Annotated in this window: 16 protein-coding genes and 1 pseudogene; 10 read left to right on the top strand and 7 right to left on the bottom strand. The window is 63.9% G+C overall.

The features are described from left to right. Nucleotides 1–75 precede the first annotated feature (75 nt). Nucleotides 76–1,578: a flavin-containing monooxygenase gene (locus AC5ZFO_RS14940; RefSeq protein ID WP_282522504.1), complete on the top strand. Its 1,503-nt coding sequence runs from the start codon at nucleotides 76–78 to the stop codon at nucleotides 1,576–1,578. Between the two features lie 235 nt (nucleotides 1,579–1,813). On the opposite strand, the gene AC5ZFO_RS14935 is transcribed toward AC5ZFO_RS14940, so the two are convergent. Further along, nucleotides 1,814–2,740, bottom strand: coding sequence for a response regulator (locus tag AC5ZFO_RS14935; RefSeq protein ID WP_282522503.1), 927 nt, complete (start codon nucleotides 2,738–2,740; stop codon nucleotides 1,814–1,816). Then, on the bottom strand, nucleotides 2,724–6,095 hold the full coding sequence (locus AC5ZFO_RS14930; protein ID WP_282522502.1) for a hybrid sensor histidine kinase/response regulator: 3,372 nt from the start codon (nucleotides 6,093–6,095) through the stop codon (nucleotides 2,724–2,726). The genes AC5ZFO_RS14935 and AC5ZFO_RS14930 overlap by 17 nt, the downstream gene beginning before the upstream one ends. Before the next feature lie 171 nt (nucleotides 6,096–6,266). Here AC5ZFO_RS14930 and urtA point away from each other — a divergent pair, with 171 nt between their 5' ends. The 9 genes from urtA (at nucleotide 6,267) to AC5ZFO_RS14885 (ending at nucleotide 17,649) form a co-directional block, all read left to right on the top strand. Then, nucleotides 6,267–7,526 carry an urea ABC transporter substrate-binding protein gene (gene urtA / locus AC5ZFO_RS14925; protein WP_282522501.1) on the top strand — a complete coding sequence of 420 codons (1,260 nt, stop codon included), beginning with the start codon at nucleotides 6,267–6,269 and terminating at the stop codon, nucleotides 7,524–7,526. 124 nt (nucleotides 7,527–7,650) lie between these two features. Beyond that, nucleotides 7,651–8,577: an urea ABC transporter permease subunit UrtB gene (gene urtB, locus AC5ZFO_RS14920; protein ID WP_014491162.1), complete on the top strand. Its 927-nt coding sequence runs from the start codon at nucleotides 7,651–7,653 to the stop codon at nucleotides 8,575–8,577. Between the two features lie 18 nt (nucleotides 8,578–8,595). Beyond that, on the top strand, nucleotides 8,596–9,738 hold the full coding sequence (gene urtC, locus AC5ZFO_RS14915) for an urea ABC transporter permease subunit UrtC (protein ID WP_282522500.1): 1,143 nt from the start codon (nucleotides 8,596–8,598) through the stop codon (nucleotides 9,736–9,738). A gap of 64 nt (nucleotides 9,739–9,802) precedes the next feature. After that, nucleotides 9,803–10,558, top strand: coding sequence for an urea ABC transporter ATP-binding protein UrtD (urtD, locus tag AC5ZFO_RS14910; protein ID WP_007615920.1), 756 nt, complete (start codon nucleotides 9,803–9,805; stop codon nucleotides 10,556–10,558). A 252-nt stretch (nucleotides 10,559–10,810) separates the two neighbouring features. After that, a complete protein-coding gene (gene urtE / locus AC5ZFO_RS14905) occupies nucleotides 10,811–11,500 on the top strand; it encodes an urea ABC transporter ATP-binding subunit UrtE (protein ID WP_071909047.1) in 690 nt (229 codons plus the stop codon). Nucleotides 11,501–11,528: 28 nt separating this feature from the next. Beyond that, nucleotides 11,529–12,758: a formamidase gene (gene fmdA / locus AC5ZFO_RS14900; RefSeq protein ID WP_282522499.1), complete on the top strand. Its 1,230-nt coding sequence runs from the start codon at nucleotides 11,529–11,531 to the stop codon at nucleotides 12,756–12,758. A gap of 93 nt (nucleotides 12,759–12,851) precedes the next feature. Beyond that, nucleotides 12,852–13,229 (top strand): FmdB family zinc ribbon protein, encoded by a 378-nt coding sequence (locus AC5ZFO_RS14895; RefSeq protein ID WP_282522498.1) that lies wholly within the window; start codon nucleotides 12,852–12,854, stop codon nucleotides 13,227–13,229. A gap of 55 nt (nucleotides 13,230–13,284) precedes the next feature. Beyond that, entirely contained in the window at nucleotides 13,285–14,325 is a 1,041-nt protein-coding gene (locus tag AC5ZFO_RS14890) for an aliphatic amidase (RefSeq protein ID WP_063979998.1), read from the top strand. A 381-nt stretch (nucleotides 14,326–14,706) separates the two neighbouring features. Further along, on the top strand, nucleotides 14,707–17,649 hold the full coding sequence (locus AC5ZFO_RS14885; protein ID WP_496122203.1) for an autotransporter outer membrane beta-barrel domain-containing protein: 2,943 nt from the start codon (nucleotides 14,707–14,709) through the stop codon (nucleotides 17,647–17,649). Between the two features lie 177 nt (nucleotides 17,650–17,826). Here the strand turns inward: AC5ZFO_RS14885 and AC5ZFO_RS14880 are convergent, their stop codons facing one another. From AC5ZFO_RS14880 to AC5ZFO_RS14860, 5 genes and pseudogenes are all read right to left on the bottom strand, one after another. Next, nucleotides 17,827–18,657, bottom strand: coding sequence for an MlaD family protein (locus AC5ZFO_RS14880; RefSeq protein WP_282522496.1), 831 nt, complete (start codon nucleotides 18,655–18,657; stop codon nucleotides 17,827–17,829). 144 nt (nucleotides 18,658–18,801) lie between these two features. Beyond that, a complete protein-coding gene (locus tag AC5ZFO_RS14875; RefSeq protein ID WP_496122202.1) occupies nucleotides 18,802–21,021 on the bottom strand; it encodes an acetate--CoA ligase family protein in 2,220 nt (739 codons plus the stop codon). Nucleotides 21,022–21,234: 213 nt separating this feature from the next. Continuing rightward, nucleotides 21,235–21,378, bottom strand: a pseudogene (locus AC5ZFO_RS14870) (glycosyltransferase); the annotation flags it as partial. A 42-nt stretch (nucleotides 21,379–21,420) separates the two neighbouring features. After that, entirely contained in the window at nucleotides 21,421–21,990 is a 570-nt protein-coding gene (locus tag AC5ZFO_RS14865) for a class GN sortase (RefSeq protein WP_282522640.1), read from the bottom strand. Nucleotides 21,991–22,162: 172 nt separating this feature from the next. Next, a complete protein-coding gene (locus AC5ZFO_RS14860) occupies nucleotides 22,163–24,427 on the bottom strand; it encodes a marine proteobacterial sortase target protein (RefSeq protein ID WP_496122201.1) in 2,265 nt (754 codons plus the stop codon). Nucleotides 24,428–24,506: the final 79 nt, after the last annotated feature.

Below are 24,506 nucleotides of genomic sequence, written 5' to 3'. Positions count from 1 at the left end.
ACCACGCCCGTCGCGGAGGAAACGCGCCGTCCGGTCAAGGACGGCCACAAAAACAAGCAAGGCACAGAAGCAACAATGAATGTCGCTGTCCGCAGTCACGCCACAACCAAACAGGCCTCTGAACATTTCGACGTGCTGATCGTCGGTGCCGGCATCTCCGGCATCGGCAGCGCCTATCACATCGAAAAGCAGCTTCCCGGCACGAGCTACGTCATCCTGGAAACGCAGGCGACGTTCGGCGGCACGTGGAGCACGCATCGCTATCCCGGCATTCGCTCGGACAGCGATCTCCATACCTTCGGTTACAGCTTCAAGCCCTGGGTCGGCCCGCCGATCGCGACCGCCGATGAAATCCTCGCCTACATGAACGAGGTGATCGACGACAACGATATCGCCCGGCACATCCGCTACAAGCACCAGATCAATTCCGCGAGCTGGTCGAGCGAGCAAAATCTCTGGACCATCGAGGCGACCACGACGGACACCGGCGAGGCGAAGACCTTCACCGCCAACTTCCTCTGGATGTGCCAGGGCTACTACCGCCATTCGGAAGGCTACACGCCGGAATGGAAGGGCATGGACCGCTTCAAGGGCCGCATCGTCCATCCGCAGAGCTGGCCCGACGATATCGACCTCGCGAACAGGAAGGTCGTCGTGATCGGATCCGGCGCGACCGCGGCGACACTGGTGCCGAACATCGCCGACGCCTGCGCGCATGTCACCATGCTGCAGCGCTCGCCGACCTATTTCCGTCTCGGCCGCAACGCCATCGAGATCGCCGAGGAGCTGCGCCGGCTTCAGGTGGACGAGGAGTGGATCCATGAGATCGTCCGCCGCAAAATATTGTTCGAGCAGGATGCTTTCACGAAGCTCTGCATTGCCAAGCCGGAGCAGGTGAAAAAGGATCTGATCGACCAGATCCGCGCGGTTCTCGGGCCGGATTACGACGTCGAGACGCATTTCACGCCGACCTACCGGCCGTGGCGGCAGCGCATCGCCTTTGTGCCCGATGCCGATCTGTTCAAGGGCATCGCCAGCGGCAAGGCGTCCGTCGTCACCGACGAGATCGAATGTTTCGTCGAGAACGGCATCCAGCTCAAGTCCGGCAAGCTGCTGGAAGCCGATATCGTCGTCACCGCGACCGGTTTCAATCTCGCGGCGCTCGGTGACATCGCCTTCGAGATCGACGGCAAGCCGCTCGCCTTCGGCGACACCGTGACCTATCGCGGCATGATGTTCACGGGCGTGCCGAACATGGTCTGGGTGTTCGGCTATTTCCGCGCGAGCTGGACGCTGCGCGTCGACCTCGTCGCCGATTTCGTCTGCCGGCTGCTCGGCCATATGAAGGCCAAGGGCACGAAGAAGGTCGAGGTCAGGCTGCGGCCTGAGGACCACAACATGCCGATCCTGCCCTGGATCGATCCGGAAAACTTCAACCCCGGCTACATCATGCGCAACATGGACCTGCTCCCCAAGCGCGGCGACAAGCCGGAATGGCAGCACAGCCAGGATTACTGGACCGAGAAGGACGAGATCCCGAAGACGGATCTGGACGACGGGGCGTTTGTTTACGGATGAGGGAGTTCGCGTAAGAGGCGGGGACGATCGCCACACACACGGCTGTCGTCCCGGGGCGCGAAGCGAACCCGGGACCCATAACCACAGGGAGTGGTTATACAGCGAGCTGACCACTCCGAGTCTTCGCCAAACTACTCCCTGTGGTTATGGGTCCCGGATCGGCGCTTCGCTTCGCTGCGCTTGTCCGGGACGACACCGCTTGTGAGGCGAGCGGCGGTTCAACTCAACAACATGCTCACGAATTCCGTCTCGTCGCATTCGTTGCAATCGCCGCCGCCGCGGTCCGGTTTTCCACGCCGAGCTTGGCGTAGATCTGCTCCAGGTGCTTGTCGACGGTGCGCGGGCTCAAGCCCAGGATCTGCGCGATGTCGCGGTTGGTCTTGCCCTTGCTGAGCCAGGCCAGCACCTCGCCCTCGCGGGTGGTGAGGCCGAGCTCGCTGGTGAATTCGGGCGGCGGCGCCGAGCCGGACTCCTTGGACAGCCGCAGCAGGAACTCGTTCGGCGCGGTTTCGCCCATGTAGTAGAGCCGCAGTTGCGGATTGTCGGGCAGGGGAGCCGCCTGCGACTTCGAGCTGCCCTTGTCCTTCGCCTGCTCCAGCCATTGCAGGAGTGATGGCGGCAGGACGAAGTCGTCGGTCTGCGCGTCATGGTGATCGGCCAGCAGTTTTTGCGCCTGCGGGGTGGCCCAGAGGATGTGGCCCTGGCGGTTGACCGCGAACAGGAAGCGGCCGGAGACGTCGAGCGCGGCGCGCGCGCTCTGGGTCAGGCGGGCATTGCCGAGATGGACACGGATGCGCGCCAGCATCTCTTCGATCACAATCGGTTTTGTCACGTAGTCGACGCCGCCGGCCTCCAGCCCGCGCACGATGTGCTCGGTCTCCGCAAGGCCCGTCATGAAGATCACGGGCACGTTGGCAACGCCCGCATCGCGCTTGAGCCGGCGGCAGGTCTCGAATCCGTCCATGCCGGGCATCACGGCGTCCAGCAGCACGATGTCGGGCGTGATCTGGTCGACGATGCGCATCGCGGCCGCGCCGTCGAGCGCCACCATCACCGTCATCCCGGCGCCGTCGAGCGCATCGGTGAGCAGCCGCAGCGTCTCCGGGGAGTCATCGACAACGAGCGCGACATCGCGCTTCCTCGACTCAATGCTCATGCGCATGCAACGTCTTCAATGTGGCCATGTACCGGTCGAGATCGAAGCGGTCGACCAGCGACCGCATTTCCGCGACGAAGTCGGCATGCTCGGGGTGCTCGCTGCCGATCTCGTCCAGCTTCAACTGGATGCCCTTGACGTAGCCGATCTGGCCGAGCCCCATCAGCGCCTCGATGTGCCGCACCGGTGGCCTTGATCCGCTCTCGGGCCGCCAGAACGGCACCGCGATCTGGTCCGAGCCGTACTGCCATTCGATCTTCAGAAGCTGGCGGATCGTCTCCAGCAGCCGCGGAATGTCGATCGGCTTCATCAGATAGCCGTCGTGGAAGGGTTGCGCCAGCGGCGTGCCGTGAGCCTCCAGCGCGCTCGCCGACACCATCAGGATGCGCGCCTGGTGATGGCCGCTTGCGCGCAAGGCCTCCGCGACGGCCCAGCCGTCCATGGCAGGCATCGAGATGTCGAGCAGGAACAGGTCGGGCCGGCAATGCTGCGCCAGCGCGAGGCATCCTGGCCCATCGGGTGCGCTGAGCAGGATGAAGCCGAGCGGCGCCAGCACCTCGCGCAGGAGATCGCGATGCACAGGGTCGTCGTCGGTGATGAGGATGGTCTTGCGTGCGCCCCGATAGCCGGAGACCGGCGCCTCCACCGGCGCGATGCGCAGCGGATTGGCGACTTCCGACAGCAGGATCTTGACCTTGAAGGTGCTCCCGGCGCCAACCGTGCTCAGGACCTTGATGTCGCCGCCCATGACGCCGGCGAGCAGCCGGCTGATGGTCAGGCCCAGCCCGGTGCCGGTTTGCGGCTGCGAGACGCCGAGCGCGCCGCGCTCGAAGGGCGCAAAGATGCGCTCGAGGTCGTCGCCCTGGATGCCGGGGCCGGTGTCGATCACCTCGAACTCGGCAACGGGGCTGCGATAGTGCACGACGAACTGCACGCTGCCGGTCTGGGTGAACTTGATCGCGTTGGAGAGCAGATTGATCAGCACCTGGCGCAGCCGCTTCTCGTCGGCGTAGACCACGACCGGCAAATGCGCGGGCCGCCTGAACACGAAGTCGATGCCCTTGGCGGCCGCCTGGAGACGGAACATGCCGACGAGCTGGTCGAGGAAATCGCTCAGCCGCACCTCGTCGCGCGACAGATACAGGCGCCCCGCCTCGATCTTGGAAATATCCAGAATGCCGTCGATCAGGCCGGAGAGGTGATCGGCGCTGCGGCGAACCACGCGGACCTGGTCGCGCGGCTTGGTGCTGAGCGTTGCGTCCTGCTCCAGGAGCTGGGCATATCCGCTGATCGCGTTCAGCGGCGAGCGCAGCTCGTGGCTCAGCCCCACCACGTAGCGGCTCTTGGCGAGGTTGGCGGATTCGGCGACCTCCTTGGCGCGCTGAAGCTCGGCGTCGGTGCGCTTGTGCGCGTCGATCTCCTGGATCAGCAGCGTCGTCTGCCGCCGCGTCTCGGCCTCGGCGGCGCGGCGGCTCTGCTGCGCCAGCACGAACAGCCAGGCCACCACGCCGATGATGATGCTGAGCGAGAAGAACACCTTCCAGAGCACGTTCGAGACAAGCATGTTCTCGCCAGGCGCGCTCGCCGAGGTCTGGAGATAGATCAGCCCCAGCACCAGCGCGACGAGGCCGGCGGAGACCACGAACACGCCGATATAGTGGCCGAACTGCGAGTTGATCCGCCGATAGATCGGTTCGGGAAGAATCTTGCCGAGCGCTTCGGCGAACTGCACCTGTGCCCGCGCATGCGGCTTGCAGAGGTCGTGGCAGCGTGCATCGAGCGAGCAGCACAGCGAGCAGATCGGGCCGGCGTAAGCGGGGCAGGACGTCATGTCCTCCGGCTCGAAACTGTGTTCGCAGATACAGCACTGGATCGACTCGATATTGGCCCAGCTCTTCTTCGGCTTGCGCGCAATGTAGTATTTTCCGTCGGTGAGCCAGGCGATGACAGGCGCGGTGACGAAGGCGACCGTCAGCGCGACGAAGGCTGCGAGCGCCTTCATGGTCGGGCCGAACAGGCCGTAAAACGCCGCGATCGACACGATGGTCGCGATCGTCATCGCGCCGACGCCGACCGGATTGATGTCGTAGAGATGGGCGCGCTTGAACTCCATCTGCGGCGGGCGCAGGCCAAGCGGCTTGTTGACGACGAGATCGGCGACGAGCGCGCCGACCCAGGCGATTGCAACGTTGGAGTAGAGCGCCAGCGTCTGCTCCAGCGCCTTGTAGACGCCGATCTCCATTAGGAGCAGAGCCACCATCACGTTGAACACCAGCCAGACGACACGGCCGGGGTGGCTGTGCGTCAGACGCGAGAAGAAGTTCGACCAGGCGATCGAGCCGGCATAGGCGTTGGTAACGTTGATCTTGAGCTGCGACAGGATCACGAACATGCCGGTGAGCGCCAGCGCCAGGTCCGGCTGCGACAGCACGTAGCGAAACGCTTCAAGATACATGTGCGCGGGCTCGGCCGCCAGCTCGCCCGAGAGGCCGTGGCTCAGCGCAAAGAAGGCGAGAAAGGAGCCCAGCAACAATTTCAGTGCGCCGAAGATGATCCAGCCCGGGCCCGCGATCAGCAGGGCGATCCACCACGACGTTCGCGACGTGCGGCGGTCGCGCGGCAAAAACCGGAGGAAGTCGACCTGCTCGCCGACCTGCGCCACCAGTGAGAACACCACGGAGGATGCGACACCGAACAGCAGCAGATCGAAATGCCCGCTCGGGTCGCCATGTTCGCCGGCGAACTTGCGCCACTCCGTGAACGAGTAGGGGTTGGCCCAGGCGATCGCGGCAAAGGGCAGGATGTGCAGGATGATCCAGATCGGCTGCGTCCAGAGCTGGAAGCGGCTGATCAGCGTGATGCCATAGGTCACGAGCGGAATGATCGCCACCGCGCTGACGAGGTAGCCGATCGGGCGCGGAATGCCGAAGCACATCTCCAGCGCCGTGGCCAGGATCACCGCCTCGATGGCGAAGAAGATGAAGGTGAAGGAGGCGTAGATCAGCGACGTCACGGTCGAGCCGATATAGCCGAAGCCGGCGCCGCGGGTGAGCAGGTCAATGTCGATGCCGCATTTGGCTGCGTAATAGGCAATCGGCACGCCGCAGAAGAAGATGATGGTGGAGACGACGAGGATCGCGGCGCTGGCGTTGGTGACGCCGTAGTTCAGCGTGATGGTGCCGCCGATCGCTTCCAGCGCCAGAAAGGAGATGGCACCGAGTGCTGTGTTGGCGACGCGGGCGGCAGACCAGCGGCGCGCGCTCTTGGCGGTGAAGCGCAGCGCGTAGTCTTCCAGCGTCTGGTTGGCGACCCACTGGTTGTACTGGCGCCTGACGCGATCTATTCGCTGCCGCCCTGCCACTCGTGACCCCACTCCCGATACGGACCCGGACGCCTCGCAAATTCCGTACCAAAAGCCTACGTCGGTATTTTGCGGTGCAGTATACGCGATCTTGCGTATGCTTGCGCTGCACAAATTCGAGCCATCCTCACGGCACCAATCGCGTGTCCTCGAACAAACAGTGGGGTGCTCATGTCAGACGAAGCAAACAAGGGCCTGTTGTTGCCGCTCCGGCGTAAACTATTGATGGGAATGGCCGCCCTGCCTGCTATCACGATGCTGCCGCGGGCGTCCTTTGCGCAGGCCCCGGCGACCTCGGCGGTCAACACGACGGGCCTGGCGGTCACGGACACCGAGGTGACGGTCGGCATCCTGCACTCGGCGACCGGCACCATGGCCATCTCCGAGACCGGCTCGATCGAGGCCGAAAAGCTCGCCATCGAGCAGATCAACGCCATGGGCGGTGTGCTCGGGCGCAAGATCAAGTTCATCCAGGAGGACGGCGCCAGCGATTGGCCGACCTTTGCGGAAAAGGCCAAGAAGCTGCTCGTCAACGACAAGGTCGCGGCCATCATGGGCTGCTGGACCTCGGCCTCGCGCAAAGCGGTGCTGCCGGTCATGGAGCAGTACAACGGCATGCTCTATTACCCGACCTTCTACGAGGGCCTCGAGCAGTCCAAGAACGTGATCTACACCGGCCAGGAGGCGACCCAGCAGATCCTCGCCGGCCTGAACTGGATCGCCAAGGAGAAGGGCGCAAAATCGTTCTTCTTCATCGGCTCCGACTACATCTGGCCGCGCACCTCGAACAAGATCGCGCGCAAGCACGTCGAGAACGTGCTCAAGGGCAAGGTCGTCGGCGAGGAATATTATCCGCTCGGCAACACCCAGTTCAACTCGGTCATCAACAAGATCAAGCTGACCAAGCCCGACGTGATCTTCACCGACGTCGTCGGTGGCTCGAACGTCGCGTTCTACAAGCAGCTCAAGGCGGCCGGCATCGACCTCTCCAAGCAGGCGCTGCTGACGATCTCGGTGACCGAAGACGAAATCGACGGCATCGGCGGCGAGAACATCGCGGGCGCCTATGCCTGCATGAAGTACTTCCAGTCGCTCGACAATCCCAACAACAAGACGTTCGTGCCCGCGTTCAAGAAGATGTGGGGCGAGAAGACCGTGATCGGAGACGTCACCCAGGCTGCCTATCTCGGCCCGTGGCTGTGGAAGTTGACGGTGGAGAAGGCGGGCTCGTTCGACGTCGACAAGATCGCGGCGGCCTCGCCCGGCGTCGAGTTCAAGGGTGCGCCGGAAGGCTATGTCCGCATCCACGAAAACCATCACCTCTGGTCGAAGACCCGGGTGGGACGCGCCAAGCTCGATGGCCAGTTCGAGCTGATCTACGAGACCGCCGATCTCGTCGAGCCGGATCCTTTCCCCAAGGGCTATCAGTAAGTCGCGGCATCAGTCGCGCTTTCTCCAAAGCCTCTCCCTGGCGTGGACCGCAAATCCACGCCCAAGACCCCCGCGTCGCGAACCTGCTCGCGACGCGGGACCTTATCCCTGACGGAGGACATCGATGTTCGGCGACTACTCGCTTGGTGATCTTGGCTCCATCTTCGTCATGCAGGGTTTTGCGGGACTGATCCTGTTCTCGGTCTACGTCCTGATGGCGCTGGGTCTTGCGATCATCTTCGGCCAGATGGGCGTCATCAACATGGCCCATGGCGAGTTCATGATCCTCGGGGCCTACGTCACCTGGATGACGTCGAATTTCTTCCAAGCTTATTTGCCGAGCCTGTTCAGCGGCTACTTCTTCCTGGCGATGATCCTGGCCTTCGTCGCATCCGGCGCGCTGGGAATGCTGGTGGAATGGGTGCTGATACGGCATCTCTACAAGCGCCCGCTCGATACGCTGCTTGCGACCTGGGGCCTCAGCCTGATGCTGCAGCAGGCCTATCGTTCCGTGTTCGGCGCGCGCGAGGTCGGCGTCGAGCTGCCGCAATGGATGCTCGGCTCGCTGCACGTCACCGACAGCATCGAGGTGCCGATCAACGGCGTCTTCGTGATGTGCCTCACCGTGCTGATCACCATCGGCGTCGCCTATGTCATGTACAAGTCGCGCTGGGGCCGCCAGGTCCGCGCCGTCGTGCAGAACCGCATCATGGCCGGGGCGGTGGGTATCAACACCGAAAAGGTCGATCGCTACACCTTCGGTCTCGGTTGCGGCATCGCCGGTGTCGCCGGCAGCGCCTTTACGATGATCGGCTCCACCGGGCCAACCTCCGGACAGCTCTACATCGTCGACACGTTCCTGGTGGTCGTGTTCGGCGGCGCCGCCAGTCTGATCGGCACCATCGCCTCGGCCTTCTCGATCTCGCAGACGCAATCCACCCTCGAGTTCTTCATGTCGGGCTCGATGGCGAAAGTGCTGACGCTGCTCGCAGTTGTCGGAATCCTGATGCTGCGGCCGCAAGGGCTGTTCGCCCTCAAGGTCCGCAAGTGAGAAACTGGGGCTGATGCAATGACCGACAATCGCTTCTTCAACCGATCGGAGTTCTTCGGAATTCTGGTGCTCGCGGTCTTCCTGGTGGTGGTCCTGCCGCTCACACTCGATGTCTTCAGGCTCAATCTGGTCGCGAAATACCTGACCTATGCCTTCGTCGCGCTGGGGCTGGTGATCTGCTGGGGCTATGGCGGCATTCTCAGCCTCGGCCAGGGCGTGTTCTTCGGGCTCGGCGGCTACTGCATGGCGATGTTCCTCAAGCTCGAGGCCTCGAGCGTGGAGAACACCAAGATCCAGTCGACGCCGGGTATCCCTGATTTCATGGACTGGAATCAGATCACCGCGCTGCCGCTGTTCTGGAAGCCATTCAGCAGCCTCACCTTCACGATCGCCGCCATCATTCTCGTGCCCGGCATCTTCGCTCTCATCATCGGCACCGCGATGTTCAAGCGCCGGGTCGGCGGCACCTACTTCGCCATCATCACCCAGGCGGTCGCGGCCATCCTCACCATCCTGATCGTGGGACAGCAGGGCTACACCGGCGGCATCAACGGCATGACCGACCTGCGGACCTTGAAGGGCTGGGACATCCGGCCCGACCACGCCAAGATCGTGCTGTACTTCTTCGAAGTCGGACTGCTGTTCGCCTGCATCATGATCGCGCAGTTCGTCCGGCACTCCAAGCTCGGGCGCATCCTGGTCGCGATGCGGGAGAAGGAGGACCGGGTCCGCTTCTCCGGCTACAGCGTCGCGAACTTCAAGATCTTCGCCTTCTGCATCGCCGCAATGTTCGCTGCGATCGGCGGCGCCATGTTCGCGCTCAACGTGGGCTTCATGTCGCCGTCCTTCGTCGGCATCGTGCCCTCGATCGAGATGGTGATCTACACCGCGGTCGGCGGCCGGCTCTCGATCCTCGGCGCGGTCTACGGCACGCTGCTGGTCAACTTCGCCAAGACCAGCCTGTCGGAAACCTTTCCCGAATTGTGGCTGTTTGGCCTCGGCGGGTTGTTCATCGCCGTGGTGTTGGCCTTCCCGAACGGTCTTGCCGGGATCTGGGGCGACTATGTGCAGCCACGCATCGATCGCCTGATCTCATCGCGCAAACCGAAACCCGACGGGTGGACCGACAGCTCGGTCGCCGACGGCGCCCCGGCCGAGTGAGGAGATCATCATGCTCGTAGGTCACCACGATGCCGATGCCACGCTGGCAGTGAGGAGATAGATTATGCTCGTCGGTCACCAGCCCAAGGAATTCCTGCTCGCCGTCGAGGCACTGACCGTGTCGTTCGACGGGTTCAAGGCGGTCAACGATCTCTCGTTCTACGTCGACGAGAACGAGATCCGCGTCATCATAGGTCCCAACGGCGCCGGCAAGACCACCGTGCTCGACCTGATCTGCGGCAAGACCAAAGCGACGTCGGGCTCGATCCAGTTTCGTGGCAAGGAGCTGACGCGGATGCGCGAGAACGAGATCGTCAAGACCGGCGTCGGCCGCAAGTTCCAGAACCCGTCGATCTACGACGACCTCACGGTGTTCGAGAATCTGGAGATCTCCTATCCGCGCGGCCGTTCGGTGTTCGGCGCGCTGACCTTCACCCGCGACGCCGCCGTGCGCGACCGGGTGCACGAAGTCGCCGAGATGATCTTCCTGAAGGATCGGCTCAACGTGAACGCCGATCTGCTCAGCCACGGCCAGAAGCAGTGGCTCGAGATCGGCATGCTGCTGATCCAGGATCCCGATCTGCTGATGCTGGATGAGCCCGTCGCGGGCATGAGCGTGTCCGAGCGCGCCAAGACCGCCGAGCTGCTCAACCGCATCATCAAGAACCGTTCGGTTCTGGTGATCGAGCACGACATGAAATTCGTCGAGGACATCGCGCACAAGGTCACCGTGCTTCACCAGGGCCAGATCCTCTCGGAGGGCACCATGGAGAAGGTGAAGAACGACCCCAAGGTCGTCGAAGTCTATCTGGGCCATTGAGACATGATGAAGTCGAGCGAGTCTGCTGCGGAAATGACGGTCCACCTCTCCCCTTGTGGGAGAGGTCGGATCGCGCGAGCGATCCGGGTGAGGGGTATCTCTCCGCGAGTCAAGCTGCCTCTCGTATCCGCGGATGCAGACCCCTCATCCGTCGCGGGCTTCGCCCGCGCCACCTTCTCCCACAAGGGGAGAAGGAAGAAAGTTCACGGCAGAGCGGCCTCACCAGAATTCACACGGATTTAGGAAGCGATCATGCTGGCAATTTCCGATCTTCACGTCGCCTACGGCCAGAGCGAGGTGCTGCACGGGCTCAACGTCAAGGTCGCGCCCAACGAGATCGTTGCGATCATGGGCCGCAACGGCATGGGCAAGACCACGCTGATGAAGTCGCTGATGGGCATCCTTCCCGCCAAGAGCGGCTCGGTGACGATGGACGGTGCCGAGCTCGGCGGCCTGCCGAGCTACGAGCGCGTCGCCAAGGGCCTCGCCTATGTGCCGCAGGGCCGCATGATCTTCTCGACCATGACGGTGAAGGAGAACATCGAGACCGGCCTCGTCGTCTCCGGCGGGACCGAGGTTCCGGCCGACATCTACGAATTGTTTCCGGTGCTGCTGGAGATGAAGGGCCGTCGCGGCGGCAATCTCTCCGGCGGTCAGCAGCAGCAGCTTGCGATCGCGCGTGCGCTCGCGACCAAGCCGAAAGTGTTGCTGCTGGATGAGCCGACCGAAGGCATCCAGCCGTCGATCATCAAGGACATGGCGCGCACACTGAAGCGCATCCGCGACGAAAAGGGGCTCTCGATCGTGGTGTCGGAGCAGGTCCTGAGCTTCGCGCTCGACATCGCCGACCGCGTGCTGGTGATCGAGAACGGCGAGATCGTCCGCGACGATCCGCGCGACGCCGTCGATGCCGCGCAGGTCTCGAAATATCTGTCCGTCTAACCAACCGTGTAAAAAGGGGAGCATCTCGATGCCAGAGACACTGATCAAGGTCGATCTCACCAAATCGGCTTACGAAAATGACATGGTGCATAACCGCTGGCACCCCGACATCCCGATCGTGGCCTGGGTCAATCCCGGCGACGACTTCATCATCGAGACCTATGACTGGACCGGCGGCTTCATCAAGAACAACGATTCCGCCGACGACGTGCGCGACATCGACCTGTCGATCGTGCACTTCCTGTCCGGTCCGATCGGCGTCAAGGGCGCCGAGCCCGGCGACCTCCTCGTCGTCGACCTGCTCGACGTCGGCCCGATGAAGGAGAGCCTCTGGGGCTTCAACGGCTTCTTCTCCAAGCAGAACGGCGGCGGCTTCCTCACCGACCATTTCCCGCTGGCGCAGAAGTCGATCTGGGACATCAAGGGTCTCTACACTTCGTCGCGTCACGTGCCCGGCGTCAACTTCGCCGGCCTGATCCATCCTGGCCTGATTGGCTGCCTGCCCGATCCGAAGATGCTGGAAACCTGGAACAAGCGCGAGGCCGAGCTGATCGCGACCAACCCGACCCGCGTGCCTGGTCTTGCCAATCCGCCGTTCGCGGCGACCGCTCATGGCGGCCGCGCCAAGGGCGACGTCAAGGACAAGATCGGTGCCGAGGGTGCGCGCACCGTGCCGCCGCGCGAGCATGGCGGCAATTGCGACATCAAGGATCTCTCGCGCGGCTCGAAGATCTACTTCCCGGTCTACGTGCCCGGCGCCGGTCTCTCGATGGGCGACCTGCACTTCAGCCAGGGCGATGGCGAGATCACCTTCTGCGGCGCCATCGAGATGGCCGGCTGGTTGCATCTGAAGGTCGAAGTGATCAAGGATGGCATGGCGAAATACGGCATCAAGAATCCGATCTTCAAGCCGTCGCCAATCACGCCGAACTACAAGGACTATCTGATCTTCGAGGGCATCTCGGTCGATGAGGCCGGCAAGCAGCACTATCTCGACGTCCACATCGCCTATCGCCAGGCCTGCCTCAACGCGATCGAGTATCTGAAGAAGTTCGGCTACTCCGGCGCCCAGGCCTATTCGATCCTCGGCACCGCGCCGTGCCAGGGCCACATCTCCGGCGTGGTCGACGTGCCCAATGCCTGCGCCACGCTATGGCTGCCGACCGAGATCTTCGACTTCGACGTGATGCCCTCGGCGGCAGGACCCATCAAGCACATCACCGGCGATATCCAGATGCCGATCTCGCCGGACAAATAGTCTCCCTGCGCGACAGGATGCGGGACGGCGCGACTTTGCCGCCCCGCATCCGCCGCGGAATTCTCTCACAGGCAACAGCGTAGGGATGATGCGATGCCGGTCTATGAATATCTCTGTGACGATTGCGGGCCGTTCAAGGACCTGCGCCCGATGGCGGAATGCGACGATCCGCAAAGCTGTCCGCACTGCGAGACCATGGCGCCGCGGGTGATCCTGACTGCGCCGAATTTCTTCTGCATGCCGGCGGAGAAGCGCAAGGCTCACGCCGTCAACGAGCGCAGCACGCATGCGCCGCAGACGCTCGCGCAATACAAGGCCTCGCATGGCCCCGGCTGCGGCTGCTGTTCGTCGGGCAAGACCGTGAAGGACAAGAGCTCGACGGACAAGACAAAGCCCGCGCGGCTGATGACCAAGAGCAGGAGCGGCGCCAAGGGCTTTCCGACCGCGCGCCCCTGGATGATCAGCCACTAACTCGGTCGCTCGATCGACGGCAACCCCAAACAAATAAAAGACAGGAGCGCTCAAAATGCTTCACGGTGACATTTCAAGCAGCAACGACACCGTCGGTGTTGCAGTGGTGAACTACAAGATGCCCCGCCTGCACACCAAGGCCGAGGTGCTCGACAACGCCCGCAAGATCGCCGACATGCTGGTGGGCATGAAGGCGGGTCTGCCCGGCATGGACCTCGTGATCTTCCCGGAATACTCGACCCAGGGCATCATGTACGACTCCAAGGAGATGTACGAGACCGCCTCCGCGGTGCCCGGTGAAGAGACCGCGATCTTCGCGGAGGCCTGCCGCAAGGCGAAAGTCTGGGGCGTGTTCTCGCTGACCGGTGAACGCCACGAGGAGCATCCGCACAAGGCGCCCTACAACACCCTGATCCTGATGAACGACAAGGGTGAGATCGTGCAGAAGTACCGCAAGATCATGCCGTGGGTGCCGATCGAGGGCTGGTATCCCGGCAATTGCACCTATGTCTCCGACGGCCCGAAAGGGATGAAGGTCAGCCTGATCATCTGCGACGACGGCAACTTTCCGGAGATCTGGCGCGACTGCGCCATGAAGGGCGCCGAATTGATCGTGCGTTGCCAGGGCTACATGTATCCGGCCAAGGAGCAGCAGGTCATGATCTCCAAGGCGATGGCGTGGGCCAACAATGTCTATGTTGCCGTCGCCAACGCCGCCGGCTTCGACGGCGTCTATTCCTACTTCGGTCACTCCGCGATCATCGGCTTCGACGGCCGCACGCTCGGCGAGTGCGGCGAGGAGGACTACGGCATCCAATATGCCCAACTGTCGAAACATCTGATCCGCGATGCGCGCCGCAACGGCCAGTCGCAGAACCATCTCTACAAGCTGGTCCACCGGGGCTACACCGGCATGATCAATTCCGGCGAAAGCCCGCGCGGCGTCGCGGCGTGCCCCTATGATTTCTACAAGAACTGGATCGCCGATCCGGAAGGGACGCGGGACATGGTCGAGGCGATGACCCGCTCCACGCCGGGGACGGAGGAATGTCCGATCGACGGCATCCCGAATGGCTCGGCGGCGAGCAATTACTGAGCCCTTGCGGACGGCGTGCTTGCCATTCATGCGAATGCGCCGAGGAACGGGGGCACGGCGCGGCCCCGGATGATCAGCCAAGATGTGAACAGTTGTACATGGAACGGACATTCTGACGCATGGACGCATGCGCGGGGTAGGAATTGAGCCCGGCAAAAACCGTGGCTCGGTTGCAACATGAGTTGTTGAATCTGCCTAAGTTGCGGTCCCGTTGGCTGATTCTCGAGGAACCGTAGTTCTGCCGGCCAGCCTCATGGCCTAAGTTCCTAGCGGCGCCGCTGGGAGCGCCGCGGGTGAGGGAATAGCGTGGGGGCTGGGTTGCCATCGATGGGGCGGGGTTACTCGCGCCGGAGTGCCGCGGCAATTCGCGCGGCATTCTGGATGAGCCTCGCCTTGGGGGCAGCCGCCGCGACGAGCCCCGCCGGAGCGCAGCAGGTCTTCAACGGATCACAGACCACGCCGAACGGCGCCGTCAACGGCGGCGGCGGGGTGTGGGACACCACCACGACGAACTGGACGAACGTCTTCGGTTCGGTCAGCAGCGCCTACGATCCTTCGTCAGCCGGCACGATATTCGGTTACTCGGGAGTCTCGACGCCGGCAACGGCCGGCACGGTGACGGTTACCCCCGGCGGCGTCCAGCTCACCAGCCTTGTGGGCTTCGATGTCACCGGCGACAATTCGGTCTACACCATTCAGGGCGGCGACCTCCGGCTGGCCACGAGCGGCACCACGTTCATCACCAACAACGTCTCGGGCACGGTGGATCCGTCGGCTGTGATCGCCTCGCGCATCGTCGGGAGCGGCGGGATCAACGTTCAGGGTCCTGGTATCCTGGCGTTGCTCGGCGCCAATACCTATACCGGCGATACTTTCATCTGCAACTGCGGCTCATTGCAGCTTGGCGACGCGACCCACACCGCCAGCATCATCGGTGCCGTCACCAACGAGGGCACATTCAACATCGTCAACGCCGATACCTCCGGCATCACGTCGATCTTGAACGCCGGCGGCCAGACACTTTTCGGCACGATCGGCGGGATCGAAACGGTGACCGCGGGCCAGGCCACCATTACCAATGCCGGCGGTGCCACGATCTTCCTTGCCCAGACAAGTGCGGGCAAGGCCAATATCACCAACCAGAACGGCGGCGGCACGCTATTCACCGAACAATCGACGGCCGCTTCCGCGACCGTCCTGAACAAGGATTTCGGCGGTACCGTCTTTGGCAGTCTCGCCGGATCCGATACCGCGACCGCCGGCAACGCGACGATCATCAACGAGGCCGACGGCCGCACCAATTTCGGCGCGTTCACCACGGCCGGCAATGCCACCATCATCACCAAGGACGGCGGCAAGACCGAGTTCTTCGACCATTCCACCGGCGGCAACGCGCGCTTCATCACCACCGGCACAGGCATTGTCGATTTCGGGGTTAGCCTCGGCCCGAACAGCGACGGCCGCATCACGGCCGGTTCGATCGAAGGCAGCGGCTTCTATTACATCGGAGGCGGCAACACTCTCGTCGTTGGCGGCAACAACCGCTCGACCGAGGTCAGCGGCGTCATTGGCGACTACGATCCCTGCAGTTGCGGTCCTGCCGGCCCCGGCTCGTTGGAAAAGGTCGGCAGCGGAACGCTGATCCTCTCCGGCACAAATACCTACACCGGCACCACGACGGTGAATGGCGGCATCCTGCGGGTTGATGGCGACATCTCGCAATCGAGCCTGACCACCGTGAATGCCGGCGGTGCGTTGTTCGGCGCCGGCATCGTCGGCAACACGTTTATCGCCAACGGCGGTATCTACGCGCCCGGCGACGGCGGCCCGGGCTCAAGCATGCAGGTCCAGGGCGATCTCACCTTGCAGCCCGGCTCGGTCTATGTTGTGCAGGCCGGTAGTGGATTCAGCACGAGCCATGCGCTCGTCAGCGGCAACGTCACGCTGGACGGGACCGTGGGTGTCGCGCTGTATCCCGGCAGCAAGATAATGCAGCACTACTCGATCATGCAGTTTTTCGGCAGCGCCACCGGTAATTTCGCCGGCGTTGCCGCGCCGGGTGGCCTGGTCGGCACGACGACGGTCGGGTCAAACGAAGTGTTTCTCGATTTCACGCTGAACTATGGCGCGAAATACGCGCTCAACATCAACCAGCAGAACGTCGCCACGACGCTTCAGAATTTCTTCAACACCAACGGTTTCCTGCAAGCCGAATTCGCAGGCCTTGGCCCCAAGGGCCTGACGCAGGCCTCGGGCGAATCCGCAACGGGGGCGCGGCAGACGACGTTCAATGCGATGAACCTGTTCATGAGCCTGCTGACCGACGTCTTCGGCTCGGGACGCAGCGGCACATCGGGTGCGACGCCATATGCCGGCGAGCCGAGCGCGAGCGCCTATGCCGCGACCGGCAAGGGCGCGCGTGACAAGACCACGCGCGACGCCTTCGCCTCGATCTACCGCAAGGCACCGGCCGCAACCTTCGAGCAGCGCTGGGATGTGTGGGCGGCCGGCTATGGCGGCTCGCAGACCACCGACGGCAACGCTGCCCTCGGCTCGAACAACACCAGCAGCAGCGTTTATGGCACGGCCGTCGGCCTCGACTATCGCTTCTCGCCGTCGACGATCGCCGGCTTTGCGCTTGCCGGCGGTGCGACCGGCTTCAACGTCAACGGGCTCGGCTGGGGCCGCTCCGACCTGTTCCAGGCCGGCGCCTTCGTTCGTCACACGGCAGGACCTGCCTATATCACGGCGGCACTGGCCTATGGCTGGCAGGACGTCACGACCAACCGCATCGTCACGGCCGCCGGCGTCGATCAGCTGCGGGCGCAGTTCAACGCCAACGCCCTCTCGGGCCGGATCGAGGGCGGTTCCCGCTACGCGATGCAATGGATCGGCCTGACGCCCTATGCGGCGGCACAGGCCACCATGTTCAGCCTTCCGAACTATTCGGAGTTCGCGGTGGTCGGCAACAACACCTTCGCGCTCAACTATGCCGCCAAGGACGTGACGAGCACCCGCACCGAGCTCGGACTGCGCGCGGACAAATCATTCGCCGCGGCCGGTGGCCTGATGACCCTGCGCGGCCGCGTCGCCTGGGCGCATGATTACAATCCGGACCGCAGCGTCGGCGCGGTGTTCCAGACCCTGCCGGGATCGGCCTTCGTCGTGAACGGTGCAGCGCAGGCGCGCGATTCCGCACTGACCACCGCGGCGGTGCAGATGAGCTGGATGAACGGCTGGTCTGCGTCGGCGACCTTCGAGGGCGAGTTCTCGAACGTCACCCGCTCCTACGCCGGCAAGGGCGTCGTGCGCTACGCGTGGTAGGGCGAGGCCATCCTCCCCTGGAGGGGAGGGTCGATCGCGCGAAGCGCGAGCGGGGTGGGGTGATCTCTCCACTCGGACACTGCATGCTGGGAAGCACCTTCACCCCACCTCGGATCGCATTTCGCTTTGCTGCATGCGATCCGATCCTCCCCCTCCAGGGGAGGATGAGAAAGAGCGTCACTGTTTCTTCTGCGGAGGCTTGCGCGGGGGGCGCGGGGCGGCGGCAGGCAAGGGCGTGCCAGCCATCTTGTTGGCGGCTTCGCTGACGTCGAGCAGCGAGCGGCGGATGTCCTCGACGTAAGCAGCCGACTTCTTCTTCATGGCATCGGCGAGCTCGTGCAGTCCCCTGATCTTCTCGAACAGCTCGTCGGCGTTGCCGTCGGCGAAGCCGGGGACCACGCCTTCGATCTTGGTGACCGCCTTGTCGAAGCCTGCGAAGGCAGTGTCGACCTTGGCCATGACGGAGTCGATTTCGCCGCCCTTGCTCCTGAGATCGGCGGTGTGGTTCTCGAACGTGCGCAGGCCGTCCTTGATCGCAGGGGCATTGCTGACGATCGTGCGGTCGACGCTATGCAGGGTGTCGACGATGGATTCGGCGTCGCTGAGATCGGCGATCAGCATGGGGATGCCGTCCGTATCCAGCGGCACCGGCGGCGCGGAGGGCGCGCCGCCGATCAGCGAGATCGCGGCGACGCCGGTGAGGCCCTGGAACTCGATGCCGGCAACCGTGTCCTTGCGGATCGGCGCGGTGTTGTCGAGCATCACCAGCGCCACGATCTTGCGCGGATTATCCAGCTTGATCGACAGGATCTGGCCCGCGGGAACACCGTCGAAATTGACCGGGCCGCCGCGACGCAGGCCGCTGGCGGAGCCACCCTCGAACACCACGCGCAACTGGCTCCGGCTCTGGGCGGTGCGCCATTTCTGCACGCCGAGCACGCCGCCGAACGCCACGGCGATGACCGCCAGCGTCGCCGTTCCGATTACGAGGTTGCTCGCGCGTGCCATGCAGGGCGATTTTATGGCCAAAGCGGGATGGTTGGAAGGACGATGCTGCGGCCGCAATACTAGAGCGGGCGGGTTAACGACTTGTCCGCCGTAGCTCGAAGAGCGAAGGCGGAAGCGTAACCCGCCAATCCGCCTTACGCGACATCAATGCCCGGCGGCGCGTTTTGCCGCAGCATTGTTCAGCACGATCAGGGCGTCGACGGCGACGCCCGTTTTGGTGTTGATCAGGAACGGGTTGACGTCGATCGAAGCGATCCGGTCGCCGGCATCTGCGATCAAATTGGACAGGCCGACCAGCGCTTTCACCGCGGAGGCCTCGTGCAGGGCCGGCTTGCCGCGATAGCCGCGCATCTTGATACCGGCCTTGGTGCGGCCGATCAGGAGCCGGGCCTCAGCCTCGTCCAGCGGTGCGCCGGCAAGCGCGACGTCCTTCATCAGCTCGATGTCGATGCCGCCGGTGCCGAACAGCACGACCGGACCCATCTCGGCATCGAGCGAGGCGCCGACCACGAGTTCGAGATCGGCCTTGACCTGCTGCGCGATCAGGATGCCGTCGAGCTTCGGCTTGCCCTTCAGCTTCGTCACCCGCGCGGTGATGTCGGCGAATGCCTTCTTCACCTCCGCCGCGCTGGCGAGGTTCAGCACCACGCCGCCGATGTCGGATTTGTGCAGGATCTCGGCGCTGACGACTTTTGCCACGACCGGGAAACCGATCTGCTTCGCGATCTTCGCGGCTTCCGCCGCCGTCTGCGCAATGGCTTCCTTCGAGACTGGGATGCCATAGGCCCTCAGCAGCTTCTTCGAGGCGACCTCGTCGAGCGCGGCACCGCTCGCCGATTTCAGCGCCTTCTCCAGCACGGCGCGGGCGGCAGGCTTCGAGCTCGAGACGATGTCGGGCACTTCCTTGCGCAGCTTCGCATAGTCGAGCAGCGATTTGATTGCGGTCACCGCACGGTCCATGCCCTGCATGATCGCGAGATGCGGCAGCGATTTGCGCAAGCCCTTGGTGAATTCGGTGAAGCCGATAGACATCGCGCTGATATAGATCACCGGCTTCGACGCCCGGCTCGCCATCTCGTCGACGATGCGCAAATTGCGTTCTCGCAGTTCGTGCGGCGTCTTGGGCAGCTCCGCATCGACGATGACGATGTCGATATCGGGGTCGTCGATCATCAGCTTGATCGACTTCATGTAGACGGAGGGATCGACCACCGCGGCAAAGCCCGCATCGAGCGGATTGCCGACAATCGAGCCGGGCCCGAGCATCTTCGCCAGTTCGGAGCCGACGTGCGGGCTCAGCGGCGCAAAGTTCAGGCCTTCCGCGTAGAACGCGTCAAGCAGCATGCCGCGCTTGCCGCCTGACAGCGTGACCGCGGCGAGCCGGTCGCCCTTGGGGACGGCAGAGTGAACGAAGCATTCGGTGGTCTCGATCATCTCGTCGAGCCCGCCGACCCGGATCACGCCTTCGCGGGTCGCGATGGCGTCGAAGGTCTCGATTGAGCCCGCGAGCGCACCGGTATGCGCCATCGCCGCCGCGCGGCCGCCCTCGGACGAACCGAGCTTGAGTGCGATGACCGGCTTGCTCGCGGCGCGCGCGGCCTTGCAGGCGTCGCGAAACGCCTTGGTGTTGCGCACACCTTCGAGATAGACCACGATGACCTTGATGCTCGGATCCTCGGCGAAATAGCGCATCAGGTCCGGCGTCTCGAGCCCGGCCTCGTTGCCGGTCGTCACCATGTAACCGACCCCGACGCCGCGATCCTCCAGCGCCTGCCGGATCGCCATCACGATGGCGCCGGATTGCCCGGCGATCGCCACCGCACCCTGTTCCATGGTGACGACACGGTCGTCGATATTGGTGAAGAGCTTTTCGCCCGCGCTCAAATTGCCGAGGCAGTTCGGGCCGGTGACGGCGAGCCCCGTTTCGCGTATCGCGGCTTGCAATTCGGCAGCGAGCTTCTGGCTCTCCTCATCCTGCAACTCGCTGAAGCCCGAGGTGACGATGGTGGCCGAGCGCGCGTCGGCCGCGGCGGCGTCGCGGATCACCTGCACGGCAAAGCGCGCGGGCACCAGCACCAGCACGTGATCGGGTTTTTCCGGAAGGCTCGCAAAGTCCTTGTAGCAGGGCACACCCCAGACAGTGTCGCGCTTGGCGTTGACCGGATAGAGCCCGCCCTCATAGCCGTACTTGACGAGGTTGTTCCAGATGCGTTCGGCATAATTGCCGGGTTTGTCGGTCGCGCCCACCAGCACGATGTTGTGCGGGTGCAGCATGGCGTGGATGCCCTTGACGACGTCGCTGGCATCGGGCGCTGGAGACCATGGACGCGGAGAAACGGACGCAGCAGGTACCTGGGCTTCCATGGCGCTTTACCTCTTGTTCTTGTTGCAGCGCTGTCTTGCGCCGGCGTCCGGCGGGACTGATCGTGATGGCTCCATGCCGCGTGGCGGAATGGTGAGTGCTTCGCGACAACGCTAGCATCACCAGACTTTTGGCGAAAGTGCGAACGATCGGGAGACGTGCCACGACTGCGTGACACTTATTCTTTCAAATGGTGATCATGCCTCTGCCGTCGTTCAGTAGCGCAGCAGGCGCAGCTTGTAGGCGTAGTGATAGGCTAATTGCTTCGCGAGGTAGGGAGCGATGGCGCGCCGGATCTGCATCTGCGTCGGATCGAAGCCGAGAACGCGGCGCCGCAGGATGCCCATCTCCCTGAGCGCCAGGGTGCCCATCTCCCTGAGCGCGTGGCGGATTGCGAACCGCTATTCGCCGGTTTCGATCAAGGTGGCATGCAGGACGTAGCGCTCGGGTCCGGGCGTGACGGCGTCGAAGGGCCAGCATGTTGTGAGCACTAGCTCGACATCCTGCGCCGCGGGATCGATGCCGGACTCATCGAAGCGAACCACAGCGGAGGAATCCGCCCGATAGCGAAAGTGCTTTCCGTCACGACGTGTGACATCGATTACGTCACCAATGGCGACATTCCGCAGGAAGCGGAAATGTGTATCGCGGTGCGCAGCGTATACGGCAATGCCGCGCTCGCCGGCATCAGCCGTTTGGTGGATATGGCCGGGTCCGAAAGCGAGGGCCTGGCCGCTGGTGCCTTCCAGCACGATCGCACTGGCCCCGATCCGCTTCACCTCGATCCGCGCCACCGGCCAGGTGTCGGCCCATGACCACGGCTTGACCACCTCGCCGGTCGTTAGGCTTCTGTCGAACGCGCGCTCCAGCAGCACCTGAGCAAGCCAGGCCTTGGCATGGATGTAGGCGCCGTCGCCGAACAGGAGGAGGCCGACAAGTGCAACAGCGACGGGCGAGATGAGGCGGGGCATGGTCTCGACATTCGTCATTGCGAGCGCAGCGAAGCAATCCAGAGTCTTTCCGCGGAGGCAGTCTGGATTGCTTCGCTGCGCTCGCAATGACAGTAGGAAAAAGGCGCGCGCGGCCGTTAGTGTGGGACGGGCAGCCGCGCGCGCTAACAGAGGAGTTCGGGGGGCTCCTCTCTCAAGCAGCGTCGGTGAGCAAGGGCCGACGCCGGTTGAACACGAACAGGATCAGGGCGAGCACGATCAGGATGAAGCCTGCGATCATCTTCAGCTCGGCCGAGGTTGCGGTCTTGGGCAGGCGGATCGCATCGGGCGCGGCAGGTGTCGGGCGCCTCGCGGCCGGCTGGTTGCGCGCATCTGCATGGCGTTCGCGCAACTGTGTGGGCGTCAGATGCGGTCGCTCGCCAAAGACCTTCTCGAAATCCCAGCCGGCCGGCAGGTTGAGCGGCAGCTCGCTGAGCTTGAGCGGCTCGCCCTCGGGGCGGCTCGGCGTCTTGTCGACCGCGACGAGGCTGGTGAGCCGCGTGACGATCTGGTGGTCGAGCGCCAGCGCCAGGATCGCCTTGTCGGAGTCTTCGGGCGTCATCTCGCGCATGGTACGCGCCACCTCTGCGTCGCCGATCTTGCGCTTGGCCCAGAGTTTCGACAGGCCCTTGCCTTCGGCGGCATTTTGCAGCGGCAGCGTCACCGACCACGGCCGGTCGCCGACGCGTCCCTTGATCTCGAGCGAGCCCGCGAGCTTGTCGAGCTTTGCCGCCAACACCAGCGGTTCGTCGCGATAGACGTCGGGAATGATCGCCGGCGTGACGTCGGCCTTCGCTTCGGAGAATTTTGTACTGAGGCCGGTCGCTGCCGGGTTCTCCAGCTTGGCGAACAGGCCGCGCATGCGCTCCTCGACCTGCTCGACGGAGCCGATATGGGTGAACGCGCCGCGGCCGAGCTCGGCGGCGCGCGTCATCAGATAGGTGTTGGGCGCGGATCCGATGCCGACCATGAACACGCGCGAGCGGCCCCGCATCGCAGTGATCGTTTCGAACAATTGCTGCTCGTTGCCGATCGCACCGTCGGTCAGGAACACCACCTGGCGGACCATGCTGGTGTCGCCAGCCTTGTCCGTCAAGGCCGCGCGCATCGCCGGCACCATCTCGGTGCCGCCGCGGGCCTGCAAGGCACTGACGAACGAAGTGGCTTCGCCGACATGCGTGGCGTCGGCCGGCACGGAGGCCGGAAACAGCACGTCCATGGTGTCGTCGAAGCGGATGACGTTGAAGCGGTCGTTCGGTTGAAGGCGAGAGAGCGCGTAAGTCAGGCTGGCCTTGGCCTGAACGATCGACGTACCGCCCATCGAGCCCGAATTGTCGATCACGAACACGATCTCGCGCGGCAGCGGCTTTTGCGCCGTCTGCTCGGCACTGGGCGGGGTCACGAAGGCGAGCAGATAATCTGCATCGCCGACACGCTCGCGGAACAGCCCAACCGACGGTGCCTTCTCCGCGGCCGGCTTCCAGGTCAGCTCGAAATCGCGGTCGGCGGGCACCGCGCTGTCGGCAAGCGTGACGATTCGCGTCGCATTGTCCGGGCTCTCGACCTTGACGTTATGGTGGTGACTCCTGACCTCGCCGAGCGCGAAGCCTGCCTTCAGGCGCACCGTGATGCTCGTCGGATTGACCGGCGCATTTCTGGCGGGATCCAGCACCGGCGGCGAGATGCGGTCGCGGTCCGGCACCGGCTCCGAATTGGACATGCCCCAGCCCGAGCCATCCTGGCGGAAGTCGACGCTCTGCACAATCGGCGCCGGATTGTAGCGCGGCCCGACCACCAGCGGCAGCCGCAGCGAATATTCATTGCCGGCTTGATGCACCGGCTCCTGATATTCGATCTGCACCAGCACGGTTTCGCCGGGACCAATATTGGCGAGCGAATTGGTGAAGATGTTCGGCCGCTCCTGCTCGGTGAGCGCGGCCTTCTGGCCGGCGCGGCGCGCCTGCTCGTAGATCACGCGTGCCTGCTGCCGCTCCTTGATGTCGCCGATGATGACGCGGTCGCCGACCACCATCTTCAGTGTGTCGACGGCGCCGCCGGCGGGAAGCGGATAAACGTAGGTCGCCTCGACCCAGTCCTTGGTCGGATTGCGGAAGACCTGGGTGACGCGGGCGCGCAGTGTCGGGCCTGATACCGTGATGTCGACGTCGGTGCCGAGGCGGACCGCCTCCGTGGTGGCGCCGTCCTCCTTCAGGAGAAGGGTGCCGGATTTGGCGTCGCCGGGCTGGAGCAGGCTGGCCTGCTCCGTCGTCGCCGACCATCCGGGCTCAAGACTCACGAGCAGGGCCACGAAGGCGACCAGCATCACCGCGATGCCCTGCACCAGAAGAAACAATCCGAGCTTGATCAGCCGCCCCAGCATGGGATGCTCGTCGCTGTCGGCTGTGTCGTAGCTATCCATTTCGCCTGCTCCCGAAGGGTGTTCGCTGGCTCGGAGCATCGGTCGGGAGCGCCTGAATGCGCGAGCAGAATGATCGGCA

It is taken from the genome of Bradyrhizobium sp. Unk1 (assembly GCF_059512345.1).
The sequence above is the reverse complement of the archived record's forward strand: the minus strand, read 5'-3'. Positions and strand labels throughout refer to the sequence as shown.

Coding starts and splice junctions, on each gene's coding strand:
- AC5ZFO_RS14940 (WP_282522504.1), top strand. CDS start 76: ATGAATGTCGCTGTCCGCAGTCACGCCACAACCAAACAGGCCTCTGAA.
- AC5ZFO_RS14935 (WP_282522503.1), bottom strand. CDS start 2,740: ATGCGCATGAGCATTGAGTCGAGGAAGCGCGATGTCGCGCTCGTTGTC.
- urtA (WP_282522501.1), top strand. CDS start 6,267: ATGTCAGACGAAGCAAACAAGGGCCTGTTGTTGCCGCTCCGGCGTAAA.
- urtB (WP_014491162.1), top strand. CDS start 7,651: ATGTTCGGCGACTACTCGCTTGGTGATCTTGGCTCCATCTTCGTCATG.
- urtC (WP_282522500.1), top strand. CDS start 8,596: ATGACCGACAATCGCTTCTTCAACCGATCGGAGTTCTTCGGAATTCTG.
- urtD (WP_007615920.1), top strand. CDS start 9,803: ATGCTCGTCGGTCACCAGCCCAAGGAATTCCTGCTCGCCGTCGAGGCA.
- urtE (WP_071909047.1), top strand. CDS start 10,811: ATGCTGGCAATTTCCGATCTTCACGTCGCCTACGGCCAGAGCGAGGTG.
- fmdA (WP_282522499.1), top strand. CDS start 11,529: ATGCCAGAGACACTGATCAAGGTCGATCTCACCAAATCGGCTTACGAA.
- AC5ZFO_RS14895 (WP_282522498.1), top strand. CDS start 12,852: ATGCCGGTCTATGAATATCTCTGTGACGATTGCGGGCCGTTCAAGGAC.
- AC5ZFO_RS14890 (WP_063979998.1), top strand. CDS start 13,285: ATGCTTCACGGTGACATTTCAAGCAGCAACGACACCGTCGGTGTTGCA.
- AC5ZFO_RS14885 (WP_496122203.1), top strand. CDS start 14,707: ATGAGCCTCGCCTTGGGGGCAGCCGCCGCGACGAGCCCCGCCGGAGCG.
- AC5ZFO_RS14880 (WP_282522496.1), bottom strand. CDS start 18,657: ATGGCACGCGCGAGCAACCTCGTAATCGGAACGGCGACGCTGGCGGTC.
- AC5ZFO_RS14875 (WP_496122202.1), bottom strand. CDS start 21,021: ATGGAAGCCCAGGTACCTGCTGCGTCCGTTTCTCCGCGTCCATGGTCT.
- AC5ZFO_RS14865 (WP_282522640.1), bottom strand. CDS start 21,990: ATGCCCCGCCTCATCTCGCCCGTCGCTGTTGCACTTGTCGGCCTCCTC.
- AC5ZFO_RS14860 (WP_496122201.1), bottom strand. CDS start 24,427: ATGGATAGCTACGACACAGCCGACAGCGACGAGCATCCCATGCTGGGG.